Annotated in this window: 14 protein-coding genes; 5 read left to right on the top strand and 9 right to left on the bottom strand. The window is 41.4% G+C overall.

Annotation, left to right across the window (positions count from 1 at the left end; translation table 11 throughout):
- Positions 1-174: 174 nt before the first annotated feature.
- Positions 175-921, top strand: a complete 747-nt coding sequence (locus H6571_02275) for a polysaccharide deacetylase family protein (GenBank protein MCB9322544.1) — start codon at positions 175-177, stop codon at positions 919-921.
- Here H6571_02275 and H6571_02280 read toward each other — a convergent pair.
- The 7 genes from H6571_02280 to H6571_02310 form a co-directional block, all read right to left on the bottom strand.
- Positions 918-2,105: a DUF5009 domain-containing protein gene (locus H6571_02280; protein MCB9322545.1), complete on the bottom strand. Its 1,188-nt coding sequence runs from the start codon at positions 2,103-2,105 to the stop codon at positions 918-920. The two genes, H6571_02275 and H6571_02280, sit on opposite strands and share 4 nt — an antisense overlap.
- Before the next feature lie 27 nt (positions 2,106-2,132).
- Entirely contained in the window at positions 2,133-3,902 is a 1,770-nt protein-coding gene (locus tag H6571_02285) for a glycoside hydrolase family 9 protein (GenBank protein ID MCB9322546.1), read from the bottom strand.
- Positions 3,903-3,969: 67 nt separating this feature from the next.
- Entirely contained in the window at positions 3,970-5,088 is a 1,119-nt protein-coding gene (locus tag H6571_02290) for an AhpC/TSA family protein (GenBank protein MCB9322547.1), read from the bottom strand.
- Between the two features lie 596 nt (positions 5,089-5,684).
- Positions 5,685-7,319, bottom strand: a complete 1,635-nt coding sequence (locus H6571_02295) for a glycoside hydrolase family 32 protein (protein MCB9322548.1) — start codon at positions 7,317-7,319, stop codon at positions 5,685-5,687.
- A gap of 47 nt (positions 7,320-7,366) precedes the next feature.
- On the bottom strand, positions 7,367-8,236 hold the full coding sequence (locus H6571_02300) for a carbohydrate kinase (protein ID MCB9322549.1): 870 nt from the start codon (positions 8,234-8,236) through the stop codon (positions 7,367-7,369).
- A 55-nt stretch (positions 8,237-8,291) separates the two neighbouring features.
- Positions 8,292-9,656, bottom strand: coding sequence for a sugar porter family MFS transporter (locus H6571_02305; GenBank protein MCB9322550.1), 1,365 nt, complete (start codon positions 9,654-9,656; stop codon positions 8,292-8,294).
- Positions 9,657-10,065: 409 nt separating this feature from the next.
- Positions 10,066-10,839, bottom strand: coding sequence for an HAD family hydrolase (locus tag H6571_02310; GenBank protein ID MCB9322551.1), 774 nt, complete (start codon positions 10,837-10,839; stop codon positions 10,066-10,068).
- Positions 10,840-11,038: 199 nt separating this feature from the next.
- On the opposite strand from H6571_02310, the gene H6571_02315 reads away from it, so the two are divergent.
- Positions 11,039-11,320 carry a hypothetical protein gene (locus H6571_02315; GenBank protein MCB9322552.1) on the top strand — a complete coding sequence of 94 codons (282 nt, stop codon included), beginning with the start codon at positions 11,039-11,041 and terminating at the stop codon, positions 11,318-11,320.
- Between the two features lie 85 nt (positions 11,321-11,405).
- Here the strand turns inward: H6571_02315 and lysA are convergent, their stop codons facing one another.
- Positions 11,406-12,638: a diaminopimelate decarboxylase gene (lysA, locus tag H6571_02320; GenBank protein ID MCB9322553.1), complete on the bottom strand. Its 1,233-nt coding sequence runs from the start codon at positions 12,636-12,638 to the stop codon at positions 11,406-11,408.
- 136 nt (positions 12,639-12,774) lie between these two features.
- Here lysA and H6571_02325 point away from each other — a divergent pair, with 136 nt between their 5' ends.
- Positions 12,775-13,311, top strand: coding sequence for a sigma-70 family RNA polymerase sigma factor (locus H6571_02325; protein ID MCB9322554.1), 537 nt, complete (start codon positions 12,775-12,777; stop codon positions 13,309-13,311).
- Positions 13,312-13,381: 70 nt separating this feature from the next.
- Positions 13,382-13,768 carry a hypothetical protein gene (locus tag H6571_02330; protein ID MCB9322555.1) on the top strand — a complete coding sequence of 129 codons (387 nt, stop codon included), beginning with the start codon at positions 13,382-13,384 and terminating at the stop codon, positions 13,766-13,768.
- Between the two features lie 7 nt (positions 13,769-13,775).
- On the opposite strand, the gene H6571_02335 is transcribed toward H6571_02330, so the two are convergent.
- Positions 13,776-14,750 carry a helix-turn-helix transcriptional regulator gene (locus tag H6571_02335; protein MCB9322556.1) on the bottom strand — a complete coding sequence of 325 codons (975 nt, stop codon included), beginning with the start codon at positions 14,748-14,750 and terminating at the stop codon, positions 13,776-13,778.
- A 315-nt stretch (positions 14,751-15,065) separates the two neighbouring features.
- Here H6571_02335 and H6571_02340 point away from each other — a divergent pair, with 315 nt between their 5' ends.
- A complete protein-coding gene (locus tag H6571_02340) occupies positions 15,066-18,206 on the top strand; it encodes a TonB-dependent receptor (GenBank protein ID MCB9322557.1) in 3,141 nt (1,046 codons plus the stop codon).
- The last annotated feature ends 5 nt before the right edge of the window (positions 18,207-18,211 follow it).

The following is an 18,211-nucleotide window of genomic DNA, read 5'->3' on the forward strand; positions in this document are numbered from 1 at the left end:
TGCATATGCATCTAAAATAATTCCAATAGGAGAAAACAGGGGTAGGGTAGTCCCGAATTTTAATGGAGACATGATCGATATCACTTGGTAAATATTATCTTGTGGCATCATTTATTAGCCCATGTAATTATGTTGACATCATTTTTGAAAACCTGTTTTTGGGTCTTTTTCTATATGATTATTGGTGAAATAAAGGCTCAGACGCCAGATCATCCCTTCGGTAAACATGCGATCATTCGGTACGGTGGCCTGGAGAGAGCAGACAGCACGCGAAAAAACATTTACCTGGTTTTTACCGGCCATGAATTTAATGATGGCAAAAAAATGGTCCCGAAGATTTTAAAAAAAGCGGCATGTCCGGCCCATTTTTTCTTTACCGGTGATTTTTACAGAAACCCTGCCAACAAAAAAATGATAAAGAGATTGAAACGACATGGACACTACCTCGGTCCACATTCTGATAAACATTTGTTATACGCCTCCTGGAATAACCGCGACTCACTTCTGATCAGTAAGGAGGGTTTCGTCAAAGATGTCCTGGATAATTATTTGGCTATGCAAACCTTTGGGATTACCAAAGCAGATGCTGCTTATTTTATGCCGCCTTATGAGTGGTACAACCCAAAGATAAGCGATTGGACCGAAGCACTGGGCCTGAGCCTTGTAAACTTCACCCCGGGCACTCGATCCAATGCAGATTATACGACCCCGGATATGGGAAACCGGTATATTAGCAGTAAAGCCATTTTTCAAAAGATATTGGATTATGAAAAGCAATCTTCCTGTGGCCTGAACGGTTTCATTTTGCTGGTTCATATAGGCACCCATCCCGGTAGAAAAGATAAATTTTACTATTTGTTGCCTGAATTGATTGATGAGCTTAAGGCACGTGGTTATGAATTTACTTTATTAAAAGTTTAAAGGTGCAAACGGATACCCTTTTTAGTCAACCATTTCGCTATCCATAATATCATCAAAGAGAAAAGAATTGCCCAAAAGAATCCCACAACACCATCTTTTAGCCAGACAGGAAAAAATCCATATCCGATTATAGCGTAAATCAAAGAGGGTAGGATATAGGTGAGCAACGGATTTTGTCCCGCCGGTTTAAGAAAATTTGCCCAGTTTTTGAGGCCTTTAACATCGACCAGCCAATACACAAAAGGGAAAATGAAACAGCAGATAGCTGCGCAATAAAGTGCCCAGGCTGGCGTCGCGTAAATTTTAGAAATACCTCCATAAGGGCGAATGAAATAGGCTGCTATGACCAGCATAATTCCCATGACGACTATATTTCTTATTTTAATTGCAGGGGATGTTAAAACACCATCCTTTCTTAATATCAAGGAACAAATGATCCCCGCAATCGTGAGCATCGAATGAGCAATGTGCCCGGTTTGCCCTCTCAACCAGCTGATGTTAAACGGAAATGCCATCGATTCACTTCTGAGTCCCAGTAATAATATGAGCAACAGCACAAAAATACCTGATAGCACGAGCAGGTTTTTCCTGGAAACAAAATAAAGCAGAATGGAGACCAGGTAAGCCCAGCCGATCAATCCTAAAATACCCCACCAGCTTGGTGTCATCCCGGTGAGTTGGTCTTCCGGCCCTTTCCTGAAAAGAAAAATCAGGACAAGCAAAACAACCGCTCCAAGGATTTTTAATCCCATGTATAAGGTTTGTCTTGGTTTTTCTGAGGAAAGGGGATAAATATTCCAAAGCAAAATGGCTGACACGTAAAAAGAGGCTGCCCACCATCCATAAGGGATCAAATTGGCCTCTCTATTCATTTCTTCAGCATTGACCATAAAAACTCCAAGAATTAACAATCCAAGCGTCCTGGCAAGGACGTGCCGCCAAAACTGAAAAGAACTCTCACCTTTGGCCTCTCTGTTGTTCACCGCAAAAGGGATCGCCATGCCAACAATAAAAAGAAAGGCCGGGAAAACGACATCCACAAAAGTCATTCCGTCGAAATCTGCAGCCCGGTGTTTCATCCACCCGGGTATATTGGAAACACCAGCGAGTTCATTCACAAAAACCATCATAAAAATGGTGAATCCTCTAAAAATATCGATGGAAAGGATGCGGACGGATTTCATAGTTTATTGTTTCTCGTTTTAAATTAATTAATTTTTTGCACACCAGAGTGCCATCATCAATATAGCATCTGCAGTGCCGTCCATTGTTGGCTCATTGGTGGAGTAATCTCCTATATCGTCATGGTACACGACAAAGTCATTTTGAAATAGCAGCAACTCATCCGGTTCGGTTAAACTAAGTCCTTTAAGGGTAGTGAAGATGGTGCGATAAATGGGGCCGTCGACCAATCCTCCGGCAGGGGTTTGTTTCAACAATGCACGGGAAGGCAAGTGTACATCAATGGGTGTTTCTCCTCCTTTAGGAATCCCCGTAAACATGCTGGTTCCCCATGGATTTCTGCCAAACAGCCAATCCCGATGCAACTGCATAGCGGTATGATATTGATAATCTCCCGTCATTTTTTCATACAGCAAAACCTGGGTAATGAAATTGACTAACAGGTTGTTGGAACACCAGAGAAAAGGAATCCCTATTTGAAAAGCATTTCCTTCGGATCGCTTTATTACTTTTTCAATATTAACCTTGTACCACCTGGCGAGTTGCAACTGAACGGTATCCGAAACGAACTGAAACAAGGCAAAATGCCCGACATTCATAAACGGATATTTTTGATAATGATCCATTGAATCACGGGCCATCCAACCGTCTTCTTTGATGAGGTAGGCGTATTTTAAGGCATCCTCCAGGTAAAACGGCTCCCTTGTAAGCCTGTAAAGGGCCGCCGCGGCCCATTCCATATCGTCGGCCCAACTATCTTCATTGTAACGGTAGGGAGATCCATAAGAATTGCCTTCCTGGTATCCTTCGTTTTCCCTGCCCAATTGATAAAGTTCTATAGCTGCTTGTTGGCATTTCAGCGCAAAGGCTTCATCCCATCCGTTTTTTTGCCAAATCCTTGCCCCAATGGCCAGTGCAGCAGCAGACCTGCCTGCAATATTGGCTATTCCGGTCGCATCACTTTTCCATTTGCCCAGTCCCTGAGGCGTTCCTGTGGCAAAATAGGCAACCCTATAGGAATTGGGTCCCCAACCATAATCTGCGTTGTCTTTATTAGGGAATTTGAAACCGCGATGATCCCTGTCGTCAGCAATTTGGTGAATCAGCCAGTCGGGTTTGGGATGCAGTTTTAAAATCCAGTCAAGCCCCCATTTGGCTTCATCCAGCACATCAGGGATCCCGTTAGGGTAGGGATGGCCCAAATGATCTACCTCGTCGGAAAATTGCCCAGGTGCCAGTTCATAAGCCAAAAGCAGCCGGGCCGTGGCATTTGAACTGGTGATAAGGTATTTTAACTGATCCCCGGCATCGTGCCAGCCGCCGCTAAAATCATAAAAAGTGGAATCATTTACAGGAGCATAAAAAATCCGGCCGTCGTGTTGATGGCATACCTCACCAAAGTAAGGATTGTAACCACACCTTTGCTGGCGCATGAAAGCAATCAGGTCGTTCAGGTAGGGTTCATAAACCAGGGGATCAACGGTAAAGGATTGAGAACGGATTTTACCTACTTTCAACGCATAGTGGCCGGGAATTGTCAAGCTACTGAAATCAAACAGGTATTGATGCTGAAACTGGCCCCATTTTGTTCCTGCCACAGGCTTCAATTTTCCCTTAAAAAGGGTATTGCCGGATAAACTGTCAATCAACTCAATATTAAGCGAAATGGCCTCCTTAGCCATAATGAAAACCATTTTCGCATCTTCAGGGTAGTAGCCGGCCTGATTAAAGCGAAAATAAACTTCCTGAGCGGACAAAATATTGGTCAGACAAATCAATAAGATAAAAAAATATCTCATGTATCCATATTTAATCAAAAGTAGGGTAGGGGCTTGATTTTCAAGCCCCTACCCTAAAGTTCTTATTTTATAACAACAACTCTTCGAGTTTTTTCCGAAGTTCCTCACCTCTAAGATTTTTGGCAATTATAATTCCATTTTTATCCAGGAGAATAGTATGAGGAATGGAACGCACCGCGTATAATTTCCCAACGGCATTGTTCCAGCCATTCAGATCAGAAACATGGTGCCAGGTTAGTCCGTCTGCTTTTATAGCTTCCAGCCAGTTGCTGCGTTTTGTATCAAATGATACGCCGATTATTTCGAAACCCTCTTTGTGCAATTCGTTATACAATTTCACTACATTAGGGTTTTCAGCCCTGCATGGACCACACCAGGAGGCCCAAAAATCGATCAATACATATTTACCGCGCAGACTGGATAAAGAAACCGGAGTATCCGTGCTGTCATTTTGAGTAAAATCAATGGCAGGCTCTCCGACAGCAATTTTACTCCAGGTATCTATCATCTCTTTAATGCGAATCGTATAAACTGAACTGTCTACTGCTGCACTAAACTGCCCCGCCAGCTCTTTCATTTCATCCAGTTTGGAATCGTCGTAATACATGCCGGATACCAGGTAAGGTCCAAGAGGGTTGTCCAGGTTCTTCATCACCACAGTACGTGTATAACCATTTCTTTCTTCGGAAATGCTTTCATAAATACTGTCGAGGTGGGCTTCCATCACTTTATCTTTGAGGCTGTCGGCCAGGTCGTATTTCGGATAAAGCTCTTTGATTCGTTTGCCAAAAGACTCCAGGCCATCGTTATAGGCTTTAAAGGAATCATGGATAGGGGAGCCTGAAATGACGGCCTTATTCAGGCTGTCAGCATGAGCAGAAACATTGATCGTCACCTGCGGCTGAGCAAAGATCTGGACATAACTTTTTCCATCGCCGATACTGAGATAATACATTTCGGCAAGAGTCGTATTGCCTTTCAAGGCAAAAGCTTTATTGACCACGATAGAGGAGTCCTCTACCACCCATTCACCGTCCACTCTTTTTTGTAACTTTATCACGGTCGAATCTGCTGCATTTTCAACGGTTCCGGAAACGTCAAAAGCAGTAACAGGAGCTTTCTCAGGAGCAGAACAAGCAAATAAAAAAAGTAGCGTAAATAGCAGGAGTGATTGAAATTTATTCATATTAAATAGAATCTTGATTTAAAAAAAATGAAATGAATAATGGAAGGTCTAAATTATGAAATTTATTTTGTCCAAAGGAAGAATTTTGGAAAATCCGGCAATTTGATGGTTTTATATTATTATGTTAAATAGAACTCAGGGATTAGGTCTCACGCCAAATAGGGCGGGGAAAGCCCAAATGAGCAGATGCCTGAGATTGGTGTAAAAATATTTATCCGGGCAACTGCGCTGGATTTTAGTTAGCTGTGCAGTGTGTTTTATTTACAGCAGGTGATCTGACTTATATTTTAAACCTACTGAAGGTATTGTTTCCGTATAACTAACTTTTATACATGCACATGTAGAAATCATAAAACGATTGCTAAGCCTGTGTCTTTTATGTGCCTGACGTTCCCTGAATATATTTCCTATAATATATATTATGTTAAATAGTGCAATTTAGCTCTACCACACAATTAACCAGGAAACAATTTCAAAAAATAATACTGCGTCCGAAATTGCTCACCTACATCATTCACACCTGAATATTCTGATTTCACCAGGAAAGCTTAATCTCCCCTCTCCTACCCAATTCAACAACCGAAACCTTATCATTATTAGCCTTGAATAACAACAGGAATTTTAAGTCCATTAATTTCAATATTGTCAAGAATGAATTCCTGGTTTTCAGGTTCAATACTTAATGTTTCAAATGGCGCATTGGGAAAAAATATTTCCGTCATGACTGTTTCGCCATGATCAAAAAATAACTCTATAGATGTTTTATCGAGAATAATTGTGCCGGACAAATCGGGATTATGAGACGTTCTTTTAGCTATTGAAACACGATCTGCGAATTTTTCTGAAAATCCTGTTTTCCCGGATTTTCTTCTATCGACAAAAAAGTTTTTATCGCTGTGATTGTATCCAAAAGCCAGGGTATCCCCTTGTTTATTAGCAAGTTTGTAGGTGAACCCGCTATCCTTTAAAGCTGAAATTTTAAAATTGATTTCTGTGCTTGATAAATCGATAGTTTTTGAATCAATAAGTTTCGTTTCTCTATCAATTTTTATGGACTCTTTTTTATACTTTGTAATTCTGTAGTTGGCTAATTCTTTTACAGGTTGGAATAATAGTCTGTAACTATCATCGATTTTTTGAAGCTCAACTGTTCTGGCAACGGTCATGGCGCTTCTCCATGTTTCAGTAGGTGTTTCCTGCCCATAATTCCAATTAGACATCCATCCTAAAAATAATTTTCTACCATCGGTATCGGGGATATTAGCCCAGGTTACCCCCGCATAATTATCTCTTCCGTAATCTATCCAAATAGATTTATGTTCAGCATTATTTAAGTCCTTCTCAAAAGATGGGTCTATCCTAAATTGTTTTCCATCAAAATCTCCAACAAAATATTGGGTAGCACTCCCCCCATTTGGCCCTCCTGGATTAATACTAACAAACAATACCCATTTTATTTCGTCTGTTCCCTGAACTGCCATCGGAAAGAAATCCGGACATTCCCAAACGCCACCATGTGCTCCTACCCCATCGCCAAAATCAGATTCTAATGTCCAGTTTTTCAGGTCAGAGGAACTATAGAACATTATTTTTTGACCAGCTGCCAATACCAAAGCCCATTTCTTGTCTATTGGATCCCAAACCATTTTGGGGTCTCTAAAATCTTTTAACCCTGGATTTTTAATTACCGGGTTTTCAGCATATTTAGTAAAAGTTTTTCCTTCATCTAAAGAATAAGCAATGGCTTGTGATTGGTAATTTGTTTTTCCAGCTTTTTCAGCATCCATATCATGGTAAGTAAACATGGCTATTACAGGTTGAACACCACCTTTGCCAAAGCCGGATGAATTATTAACATCAACCACAGCACTACCAGAAAAAATATATCCTTTTTCGTCTGGATATATGGCTATTGGCATTTCTTTCCAAACCACCATATCAGTACTTATAGCATGCCCCCAATGCATTGGGCCCCATACATTGCCATCAGGATAATATTGAAAATATAAATGATAATAGCCATTGTAATAAAACATTCCATTAGGATCATTCATCCAGTTTTCTTTTGGCGTAAAATGAAAATTGGGCCTGTATAAAAGCTCTTCCATGGTAATAATTGAATCCTGGTTATGGCTCATAGCATTGTGCTCATTTTTAATTTCATTCTTGCAGGAAAATTGAACAGCTATGATGCTCAATACCAAAACAGTTTTAAATAAATTATTTTTCATTTTTTACACTTTAAATTATTCCCAATTAAACTCTACCTGTCGCTTTTCTATATACTGTCAATTTCTTCTTTCGTCAAACCAGGAGTACCTCCTTTTTTTGATGCCACCAGGGCTCCTATCTTACAGGCAAACTTCAAACATTCTTCAGATGGTTTACCCCGTAAATGCTGACTTAAAAAACCGGCCAAAAAGGAATCTCCGCTTCCTATGGTATCCTGAACTTTTATAGCAATCCCGGGTTCTTCCAAATAAACTTCACCATCATAGTATCCTGCCCCTTCTGCTCCTTTTGTTACGATGATGCCCTTTAGTCCGAATCTTTGGTATAATTCTTTTAACTGCTCATGTTCCTCTTTCCCGAGAGAAAACCAGTCAGCGAAAATGTTCAATTCTTCATCATTCATTTTCACCAAATCTGCCTTTTTAAGTAAAAATTCAACGCCTGGCTTATCAAAAAAAGGGACCCGCAAATTCACATCAAACACCCGGTATTTGGAGCATTCAATCAATCTCAATAATGTTTTTCTTGATTTTTCATGGCGAACGGCAAGCGTGCCGAAAATGATCACATCGGTATCAAGCACTTCTCTTTCAAGCACCTCATCAAAATCCAGAAAGTCGTAGGCTACCTGATCGGAAATTTCATAGGATGGAAATCCCAATTCATCTAATTCTACCTGGACAGTACCCGTTTCAACAGCAGGGTCAATTTGAATTAGAGAGGTTGATATATTTTTAGACTGTAAAAAATCCAAAAGTTCCTTTCCAAGGCTGTCCTCCCCTACTTTACTAATCATCTGGGGATTCCATCCAAATTGATTCAAATGAAAAGCTACATTCATTGGAGCACCCCCCGGAATCTTGCCTGAGGGTAACATATCCCATAATACTTCACCAAAGCAAATTATCTTTTCCATAATGAGTTGATTATTATTTTCGGATTTTTTTAATCTTTCTTCTTATTCCTTTTTATTATTTGTCGCTGACAGCTGAAACCTTTTGCTTGTCACCCTCTCCATTTTTGACCAATTGCTTTTGCAACTCTTCCAAAGGCACTCCTTTGGTTTCAGGCATGATAAAAACAACCCACAACAACTGCAGTACCATCATAAAAGCGAAAAATGAAAAGATCGCTACCGACGAAAATGCCTTTAAAACAGCCGGTGTGATCAATGTAATCGTAGCGGCAAAAACCCAGTGGGTGCCCGAGCCAAGTGACATTCCCTGTGCCCGGACTTTATTGGGAAATATTTCAGAAATGAAAACCCAGATAACGGCTCCCTGTCCAATGGCATGTGCAGCCACAAAAGCAGTGATAAAAGCGACGACAACAAACCCTTCTGCGCCGGAATAAAATGACCACGCTACCCCAAGTAAGGTTATGATATAACCAATGGAACCTACTACCATCAATTGCTTTCGGCCAGCACGATCAATGATGTACATGCCAACCAGGGTGAAAATTAAATTAACTATTCCAATGGGCGTTGAAGCGATAAGGCTGTTGGTTTGGTCAATGCCCGCACTTTGAAAAATACGTGGCGCGTAATAAAGCACAAAATTGATCCCTGAGAGTTGATTGAAAAAGGCTATAAAAAATGCCAGCATGATTGGAATACGGTATTTACCTCCCAAAAAGGTCTCCCCCACTTTTGTAACCACCGAAGCTTTGATACTGGCTACTTTTTCTTCTACATCAACATGTGGATCGATTCTTTTCAATAAGACTTTTGCGGTCTCCTCATCCCCTTTTTTTAATATCAACCACCGAGGGCTGTTTGGAACACCTAAAATCAATATAGAATAAATTGCTGCAGGAATGGCTTCTACTCCAAGCATCCATCTCCAGGCATTTTCGCCCATCGTTAAGCCAATGAAATAATTAGAGAAAAACGCTACTAAAATCCCAAAAACAATATTAAACTGGTAAGCTGCAACCAATTTGCCCCTGTTTTCAGCAGGAGCAATTTCAGAGATATAAATGGGTGCTGCAACGGAAGATGCTCCTACTCCTAAACCGCCAATAAAGCGGAAGATGGAAAACATGTATGGATCAGTGGCCAATCCGGATCCTATTGCTGATACCAGGTATAATACCCCGATCAAGAAAAGCGTTTTTTTTCGTCCGATTTTATCGCATGGAATTCCTCCAAAAATGGCACCGACGACGGTTCCCCAAAGGGCCATTGACATGATAAAAGTTCCATGGAACCATTCTCCTGTATTCCATAATTTTTGAATGGGAACATCCGCACCTGATATAACAATGGTATCAAATCCAAAAAGAAATCCTGCAAGTGCAACGGTAATGGTCCAAAAAGTAACTTGATTCTTCATCTGCTTTAGTTTTGTTATTTAAGGCCCTTAAAAGGCATATGATTTCAAAAATGTTTCAAATAGTATCAATCATGTTCCAATAATCAAAATGTTGCCTCACGGGCTTTTTTCGCCATTTCCAGCGTTTGGTTACATTGTCGAATGACTTCCTGGTTTTTTATTTCAAGGTTTTGACTGGCTATTTTTTTTGCTCGAAGAAATAACACTGTTGAAGCGCACAGGAAAATGGGGAGTGCTAAACTTGCTGAAAGAATATAGAGAAAAATTCGCTGGTTTTTTATCACCAGCCCTGTTTCCCATTCGCCCTCTACTTCGGTAATCTCCTCAATGCCGGGGTATTACCAGTAACCAGGAAATTCTTAACCAACCGGGGTGCAGCATTTTTTAGTCGTGGTTAACCTCTATAAAATTATTTCAGCCAGGTAGTAAGGTCGATATCAGCCGCCGTTTTTACAATCAAATCGGGACTAAATGCGAATTCTTTAATGTTTTCCTCCTTGGTAACCCCGGAAAGCGTAAGTATGGTCCTATATCCCATCTGAATGCCACCCAAAATATCCGTAGCCATGGTGTCGCCGATCATCGTCGTTTCCTCGGTCATAAGGCCCAGTTTCTTCCTGGCCACGCGCATCATTACCGGGCTGGGTTTTCCCACGGAAAAAGCCTTAATGCCTGTAGCCTCCTCAATCATGGCGATCACCGCCTTGATCCCCAGGTTGTTCCAACCCTTTATTTTTGGAGAAGGATCCAGGTTGGTGGCAACGAGTTTTGCGCCGTCGAGGATCATATCCACCGCATTATTCACCATTTCCAATGTAAAATTACGCCCCTCTCCTACTACTACAAAATCTGGATTGTGTGTCGCCAAAGAATAGCCATATTCATGGATACTGGTCAGGAGTCCCCCTTCTCCGAGCACGTATGCCGTCCCACCGGGCTTCTGTCTTGATAAAAACCAGCCGGTAGCCATAGCACTGGTAAAGACCTCTTTTTCTTCCGCCTCGATTCCCAGCCCGGTAAGTTTATTGACCACATCCCTGGGGGTGCGCTGACTGTTGTTGGTAAGAAACAAAAAGGGCACCTTTTTTTTCTTTAAATTTTCAATAAATTTATCTGCTCCGGGGATAAGGTCATTACCGCTGTAGATAACACCGTCCATATCGATTAAAAATCCTTTTGCCATTGTGTATGTTTGTTTTGGTAGTTAATTAAATAATTTGAATTCGATACTCTTTGACAGAAATTAACCTACCGGTATTCCGCCCGAAAATACTAAAAAAAATGACCAATGTTATTTCGAAGGCAAAAAATCAGGGCTTTAAAAAGCTTTTTATATGAAGGCTTAGTAACTTTAGTCCCTCTATTAAAATTATTTTGTCCAGATGGAAGATAAAATAGCTATGGTTTTGGGGATTTCTTTTGTTACTAAATATCTACTGGCCGACTACCTGATTTCTCTCGACGACCTGGACGAAGATACGCGAGCTCAAAAAAGAATGGTCAAAGGAATGTTTTGCTATTTTAAATTTCCATTAAAAATAAAAACCGAGGACCATTGGCTAAGAAAATTTGCCACTCAAGTCCATAATATTGCAGCTGGTATAATGTACATTTCCTTTATAGGATTAATGGCGTATTTAGCCATCCACCAAATTAAAGAATGAATCCAATAGCCAAAATAAAGGATTCATTCTTTATTTAGATGAAGCATACTAACTTGCTGATATTAAAACAATTAGTCCCTCATGACTAAATTTCAATAACATGCTGACCTTTCAACAAATCTTCAAAAGATTCCCTCTCCCTGATCAGGTAATGTTTTCCTTCATGAACCAAAATTTCCGGAGGTCTGAGTCGTGAGTTGTAATTGGACGACATGGTATAACAATAGGCCCCTGCGTTTTTAAAACACAACACATCACCTTCCTGTATGGTATTGATCCTTCTGTTTACTCCAAAAGTGTCCGTTTCACAAATATAACCTACAACCGTATAAAACCTCGGGGTTCCTTCAGGATTCGAAATATTGATAATATCGTGGTGGGCTTCGTAAAACATGGGACGAATGAGGTGGTTCAATCCTGTGTTCAGCCCTGCAAATACAGAGGAAAGTGTTTGCTTGATCACATTTACCGATGCCAGGAAAAATCCGGCTTCACTGACCAGGTACTTTCCCGGTTCGAAAATCAGCCCCAACTGGCGACCGTTCTCCCTGCAAAATTCATTAAAACGTTCAGAGATTTTGGCGCCTATCTCGGCGATATCGGTATGGATGTCTCCTTCTTTATATTTTACTTTAAAACCGCTGCCGAAGTCGAGAAATTTCAGATCCGGGAAATCATGAGCAATGTTGAACAAAATTTCAGCCCCGCGAAGGAATACTTCAGGATCAAGAATATCCGACCCTGTATGCATGTGCAATCCGATAACTTTTGTTCCGGTGTTTTGGACCACACGCCTGACATGAGGCATCTGGTGAAATGAGATCCCGAATTTCGAATCGATGTGTCCCACTGAGGTTTTATGGTCATAGCCGGCCATAATATGGGGGTTTATTCGGATACAAACAGGAACTTCCGGGTGAATCTGCCCAAATTGTTCGAGGATGGAGATATTATCGATGGTAATGGAAACACCGAGTTTTACCGCTTCTTCAAATTCGTCCAGCCCCACGCCATTTGGCGTAAAAAAGATCTTTTCCGGGGTGAACCCTGCCTTTAATCCTAATTTAACTTCTCCAATCGAAACCGTATCCAGTCCACTACCCCATTTATTAAATAATTTAAGCACACTTATATTGGTCAGCGCTTTACACGCATAATTTATTCTCAGATCAGCCACATCAAAAGCCTTACGAAAGTCATCATACTTTTTTTTCATGATGGCACTGTCATAAACATAAAGAGGCGTTCCGTATTGTGCAGCCAATTCCAGAGGATCTACTCCCCCACTCAATTGGTAGCGGTTGTTTACTATTTCCATAATTTTTAATTTTGAGGCGCAAAGATAGGTTACACACCAAAATAAACCAAAGGCGCATCTTCTTTAACATATAACCAGGTTTCAAACCAATTAAATTATATGTCGTAAATTAGTCGAAAATTGAAAAACTACTGATTTGACCGAGCAACAACTCATAGCAGCCGTTAAAAATGGGAAAAGAAAAGCACAAAAGCTGCTTTTCGATCGGTATTCGCCCCAGATGTTAGGTGTAGCTAAAAGGTATGTCAAAGTAACTGAGGATGCAGAGGATGTACTGGTCTCTGCCTTTTTTAAGGTGATGACCAACCTGGAACAATTCCAGGGTACCGGAAGTTTTGAAGGCTGGATACGAAGAATCGTAGTCAACGAGGCGTTAATGTTGCTGCGAAAAAGGCATAATTTCAATTTAACCCTTGAGGCCGAAAACTTTGATATCCAGACGGATATGACGGTCGAAGAAGATTTGGCTGCTCAGGATTTACTGCAATTTCTCGAACAATTACCCGATGGGTACCGAACTGTTTTCAACCTGTATGTACTGGAAGGGTTCAAACACCGGGAAATCGCCGATCAGTTGGGGATCAGCATCAATACTTCCAAATCTCAATTGATCCTGGCTAAAAAAAGGTTAAAGGATATTTTAGAAAAAGCCAATTATATGAGATACGGCTGATTTTATACAAAGAAATGTTTTTAAAATGATGAATTAAGATTAGCGGAGAAAAGGAAAATTGGAAATAATAATGAAAAAAACAGATTTAGAAAAATTGTACAGGGCCAATCAACATAAATTTTCGGAAAAACCGTCCAGGGAAGCCTGGCAAAGGCTTGAACGACGGCTGGATGATCATTATGGCCGCAGACGGCAAAGGAGATTTAACCGGCAACATCCTATGGCCATGGCCGCTACCCTTTTGATCCTCATTGTGATGATAGGCCTGATCACCCTGCTGACTGACAGAAAATCATCCGCAAATGGTCAGCATGCTTCCGTTCAATTCGAAGAAATTCAGGCAGGAAATGCCGAGTCTGTCAAGGAAGTCATGGAGTTTACCCGTCGCCACCAGGAAAGGCTTTCCAAACCCATTGCAGAAGGGGAAGACGGGAAAAAATTATTGATTGCACGTTAAACAAAGATCATACATGCATAACTCTGGTCGTACTGAAATCCGAGGGCCACAGCACACGGTTTTTGATATTTTCTGAGGGGATGAACTGTCCCGGGGTGACTTGCTTTGTCCAGTCAAAAGCACCCTTTTCCAGGTCACGGCGGCGAAATTCAAGGGGAGTACAGGACCGGTATTTTTTGAACAGGCGATTGAAGTTGGCCACATTGTTAAACCCCGAATTATAACAAACCTGTCGTACATCTTCATCGGTTTCCAGCAAAAGCTTACAGGCATGGCCGATCCGGACATCTATTAAAAACTGGCTAAAACTTTTGTTGGTGTATTTTTTGAAAAAATGGCTAAAAGCAGAAATACTCATATTCAACAGCTGGGCAACGTCTTCTATTCTAACTGTTTTTTTATGAAAATTTCTTAGAATATATCCATAAGCAATTTGAATCCTGTTACCCTTTGAAGGGATAGCATGAGGGCTGAATCCTTCACTCGCCAGAAAGGTCGTCTCCCGTGAACTCGATAACAAATCCAATAACTCCAGGAATTGCACCATCCTTGAAAATCCGGTATTCTCTGTCAACCCTATCATCATTTCCGCAGCTCTATTGAAAGTATTGCCATGAAATTTTATGGCCCTTGAAGCATCCTGTAATAACTTTCTGATTTTTGAAAACAAACTTTTCCGAAAAAAATCCGAATTAAACAGATCCATTTTGAACTGAATGGTAATCACCCGATGTTGGTTAAATTCCTGGGATTTATCAATATCCCACTTATGGAAAAGATAGGGCCCTATCAGCACCAGATCCTGTAAATAATACATTTCGGTGGAATCCCCGACTATTCTTGTCCCGGAGCACCCCATCACCAAATTGAGTTCAAATTCGGGATGGTTATGGATGGGATAATCAAAATCATTGTTAACGGAATCTAGAATAACATAAACGTCAGGATCCTGCAAAGGAGTAATTTCTCTGTAAATCTGCATTTTTTTTAAATTTTATGCGGAGGGGCTACACCCAATTATTCTAATGCTTTGAGAATATCGAAGCATTGAAAATTTTAAAACCCGTATTTTTTGCCATTGAAAATTTAATCATTTTATTTAATCAATGGTATCCATTTTTATCTGCCTTAATTGAGGTTATTTAGAAACAAGAAAGTCAAGCACAAAATAAAATTACCACAAAATACCATAAAAGTATCTTAATCTTGCGGAAAAGTATCAAAAAATGATTAATTTATGGAGTAATTTTACAGAACAGAATCACATCCTAACCAATTATCGTAAAACACAGAGAAGATGAACGGACAAATACCTCATGCTCAAGAATCCCTTAAATTATTCAAGCGGTTGTTCTTTTTCCTTTTCGTTTTAATCCAATTCAATCCGCTTTTTGCCCAGGATATTCCAATTAACATAACAGGAACAGTAACTTTGCCGGACAACGAGCCCATGTTTGGGGTCAGTGTTTTGGAAATGGGCACTAATAATGGTACAACCACAGATATGGATGGCCAATATGTCCTTACCGTTTCCCCTAAAGCTGTTCTGAAATTCTCCTTCATAGGTTTTGAAAGCCAGGAGATACCTGTTCAGGGAAGAACGCTAATTGATGTGGTTTTGGAAGATCAAGCCGAATTGCTGGATGAAGTAGTGATCACCGGTTATAAGAAAGAAATAAAATCTGACGTCGCCACCGCCATTTCGTCCATCAAATCCAAAGATATTGACAAACTGGTGGTCATGGGGATAGATCAGGCCCTGCAAGGACAAGCTCCGGGCATTATGGTTACCCAAACCACCGGGGCTCCGGGAGATGATATTGCGGTGCGTATCCGTGGTGTTGGAACCATTGGAAATAACAATCCCCTTTACATCATTGACGGAGTCCCTACTACAGGCAACATCAATATGTTCTCTACCAATGATATTGAATCCATACAGGTTTTGAAAGACGGGGCTTCTGCATCCATCTACGGAGCACGTGCGGCCAATGGCGTGGTCATTATCACCACCAAAAAAGGAAAAGCGGGCAAAGTGCTCTTCACCCTGGATGCCTCTTCCGGAACTCAACAAGCCAATCGTTTGCCTGAACTGTTAAATGCCGAAGAGTTTTTAACCATCAGGAATGAAGCCATTGCCAACGCCAACGAATTGAGGATACCTATCAGGCAACTCCCACTGTATGATCCTGCCATTCTGGATACTTTACCGGATACAGACTGGATGGATTTATTATTCAACAATGCCCCCATTCAACGCTATTCCCTAAGTGCTACCGGGGGCAGTGAAGCCAGTAAATTTTTTATCCTGGGAGAATATCAGGATCAGGACGGTGTCTTTCGTGGACAGGCGTTTAAAAAATACTTGCTGCGTTTCAACGGAGAAGTAGGAAATAAGTGGTTGAAAATCGGGAACAATATGTCTTTTTCCGTTACCGACCGGAAGATCATTAACTCCTCCGGTGACGGCTTCGGAGCCGGAAATGAATTGAGCGGAATACGTTACACCATGATTACCTCTCCCCTGGTACCTGTTTACAATCCGGATGGCTCTTATTTAAAGGTGACTTCCGAATTAGGTGACCCAATGTTGTACGGAGACGGCAACCCAAATCCCATAGCCTTTGTTGATGCCACAGACTGGACCATCAACCGGTACCGTATTTTTGGCAATGTATATGCTGAAGTAAAACTTATGGAAGGGTTGAATCTAAGAACCACCCTTGGCGCCGATATGCTTTTTGAGATCGGAAAATTGTTCAAGGAAAGACTATCACAGGCCGTTTACGATCCTACTTCCCTATCTGAGAGCCGTGTTTTTGATCGGAATATTATCTGGAATAACACCCTGGATTTTACCAGAACACTAGGAAGATTCAATGTTTCTGCACTCATTGGAACGGAGGCTATCCAAAACAAGACCAATTATCTGGACGCGGCGGCCAACAACTTTTCCAGTACCAATCCATTGTTCCGATATATCAATTCAAGCGTAACGGCTGAATTGGGGGATGTCAGTGCAGGCGGGGTGGAAACCGAGTGGGCTTTGCTGTCCTACTTCGGCCAGGCTGGCGTCAGTTTCGACCGCAGATACGTAATCAATGCTTCCCTCCGTCGTGATGGTTCTTCCCGTTTTGGCAAAGGCAATCGCTGGGGACTTTTTCCTTCTTTATCTGCTGCATGGAATGTATCCAACGAAGCATTTTTTGCCGATGTTCCTGTAATTTCAACCCTTAAACTCCGGTCAAGCTGGGGAAAATTAGGAAACCAGGAGATCGGCATATATCCGTTTAGTTCTCTGGTGGAAACGGGCCTGTATGTTTACGATTTTGGCAATCAGATTGTCACGGGTGCCCGGCTGGTGGAAGCAGGAAACAGCAATATAAAATGGGAAACCACCAGCCAAACTGACTTTGGACTGGAACTGGGTATTCTCGAGGATAAACTTTCGCTGGTAGCGGATTATTACATAAAAACAACGGAAGATATCCTCGTTCGAGTACCTATCCCTCAGGCAGGAGGCTCTCAGAACCCTCCTTATGTCAATGCGGGAGTAGTGGAAAACAAAGGACTTGAATTGGGTTTAATCTACCGGGGAGGCTCAGGACAGTTTAATTACAGCATAGGTGCAAATATAGCTACCGTACATAATGAAGTCCTTTCATTGGCAGATAGCGAACCCATCCCCGGAGGCTTTGGCTTATCCGATGGTGCTATTACAAAAACCGAAGTAGGCTACCCTATCGGATCATTCTTTTTGTGGGAAATGGAGGGCATCTTCCAAAGCCAGGAAGAAATTGACGCCAGTCCTTTTCAGACCGTAGATACGCGCCCCGGTGACATCAAATTTGCGGACCTGAACGGAGACGATATTATTGATGATGAAGACCGTGCGCATCTTGGTAATCCTTTCCCGGACTATATATACGGGCTGAACCTGAACCTTAGTTACAAAAATTTCGACCTGTCTGTAATGGGCCAGGGAATAAAAGGCAACGATGTGTATTTCCTTTATGGTAATTTCGCTTACGAAGTGCCCTCAAGGGGGTTTAATTCTTACAAGGAAATTCTCGATCGATGGACACCAGAGCATACCAATACGGATATTCCTAAAGTAAGCATTGATGACCGTAACGGCAACCGCAGGATATCAACCCGCTGGCTGGAAGACGGTTCTTATTTCCGTATTCGTAATATTTCCCTGGGCTACAATTTTAAGGACCTCTTCAAAACAGATGCTATTGGAAGTTTCCGTGTTTATTTGACGGTTCAAAACGCCTTTACCTTTACCAAATACCCTGGATTGGATCCTGAAATACAAGCCAATACCAATGACACCCAAGGTATTAATATTTCCTCTGACCTTGCGGTAGGAATCGACTGGGGAACCGTCCCGGCACCCCGTACCATTATTGCCGGAATCCGGATGGATTTTTAGAAAGG

It is taken from the genome of Lewinellaceae bacterium (genome assembly GCA_020636105.1).
Classification (GTDB): domain Bacteria; phylum Bacteroidota; class Bacteroidia; order Chitinophagales; family Saprospiraceae; genus BCD1.

What these genes read in the sequence shown, in the direction of transcription:
- H6571_02275 (MCB9322544.1), top strand. Translation starts at nt 175, where the DNA reads ATGATTATTGGTGAAATAAAGGCTCAGACGCCAGATCATCCCTTCGGT.
- H6571_02310 (MCB9322551.1), bottom strand. Translation starts at nt 10,839, where the DNA reads ATGGCAAAAGGATTTTTAATCGATATGGACGGTGTTATCTACAGCGGT.
- H6571_02305 (MCB9322550.1), bottom strand. Translation starts at nt 9,656, where the DNA reads ATGAAGAATCAAGTTACTTTTTGGACCATTACCGTTGCACTTGCAGGA.
- H6571_02315 (MCB9322552.1), top strand. Translation starts at nt 11,039, where the DNA reads ATGGAAGATAAAATAGCTATGGTTTTGGGGATTTCTTTTGTTACTAAA.
- H6571_02290 (MCB9322547.1), bottom strand. Translation starts at nt 5,088, where the DNA reads ATGAATAAATTTCAATCACTCCTGCTATTTACGCTACTTTTTTTATTT.
- lysA (MCB9322553.1), bottom strand. Translation starts at nt 12,638, where the DNA reads ATGGAAATAGTAAACAACCGCTACCAATTGAGTGGGGGAGTAGATCCT.
- H6571_02295 (MCB9322548.1), bottom strand. Translation starts at nt 7,319, where the DNA reads ATGAAAAATAATTTATTTAAAACTGTTTTGGTATTGAGCATCATAGCT.
- H6571_02335 (MCB9322556.1), bottom strand. Translation starts at nt 14,750, where the DNA reads ATGCAGATTTACAGAGAAATTACTCCTTTGCAGGATCCTGACGTTTAT.
- H6571_02300 (MCB9322549.1), bottom strand. Translation starts at nt 8,236, where the DNA reads ATGGAAAAGATAATTTGCTTTGGTGAAGTATTATGGGATATGTTACCC.
- H6571_02340 (MCB9322557.1), top strand. Translation starts at nt 15,066, where the DNA reads ATGAACGGACAAATACCTCATGCTCAAGAATCCCTTAAATTATTCAAG.
- H6571_02285 (MCB9322546.1), bottom strand. Translation starts at nt 3,902, where the DNA reads ATGAGATATTTTTTTATCTTATTGATTTGTCTGACCAATATTTTGTCC.
- H6571_02280 (MCB9322545.1), bottom strand. Translation starts at nt 2,105, where the DNA reads ATGAAATCCGTCCGCATCCTTTCCATCGATATTTTTAGAGGATTCACC.
- H6571_02330 (MCB9322555.1), top strand. Translation starts at nt 13,382, where the DNA reads ATGAAAAAAACAGATTTAGAAAAATTGTACAGGGCCAATCAACATAAA.